The following is an 835-nucleotide window of genomic DNA, read 5'->3' as shown; positions in this document are numbered from 1 at the left end:
CAACGTGTACGTGGGGCAGCAGTGCAATCTGCGGGGCTGCGTCATCGGTAAGAACACCGACATCATGCGGGCCGCCCGCATAGAGGACGGGGCGGTGATCGGTGACGAGTGCCTGATCGGTGAGGAATCGATTGTCCAGGGCAACGTACGCGTCTACCCGTTCAAGACGATCGAGGCCGGCGCGTTCGTCAACACCTCGGTGATCTGGGAATCCCGCGGGCAGGCGCACCTGTTCGGTGCGCGCGGCGTCTCCGGAATTCTCAACGTGGAGATCACCCCGGAGCTGGCCGTGCGGCTGGCGGGGGCGTACGCGACGACGCTCAAGAAGGGCTCCACCGTCACCACCGCGCGTGACCACTCCCGGGGCGCGCGGGCCCTCAAGCGCGCGGTCATCTCCGCGCTCCAGGCCAGCGCCATCGACGTACGCGACCTGGAGAACGTGCCGCTTCCCGTGGCGCGCCAACAGACCGCCCGCGGCAGTGCCGGCGGGATCATGATCCGTACGACGCCGGGCGTGCCCGACTCGGTGGACATCATGTTCATCGACGAGCGGGGCGCGGACCTGTCGCAGGCCGCCCAGCGGAAGCTGGACCGGGTGTACGCCCGCCAGGAATACCGCCGCGCCTTCCCCGGCGAGATCGGTGACCTGCGCTTCCCCGCGAGCGTCTTCGACTCGTACACCGGATCGCTGCTGCGCGCGGTGGACACCACCGGTGTGGCCGAGGCCGGTCTGAAGGTCGTCGTCGACGCGTCCAACGGCAGCGCCGGGCTGGTCCTGCCCAGCCTCCTGGGCAAGCTCGGGGTGGACGCGCTCACCATCAACCCCGGCCTCGGC

General features: G+C 69.5%; 1 pseudogene. It reads left to right on the top strand.

Features of this window, described 5'->3' with window-relative positions:
* Positions 1-835 (top strand): annotated as a pseudogene (locus tag KUM32_RS37160) (mannose-1-phosphate guanyltransferase); the annotation flags it as partial.

The organism is Streptomyces sp. AC627_RSS907 (genome assembly GCF_019049165.1).
The sequence above is the reverse complement of the archived record's forward strand: the minus strand, read 5'-3'. Positions and strand labels throughout refer to the sequence as shown.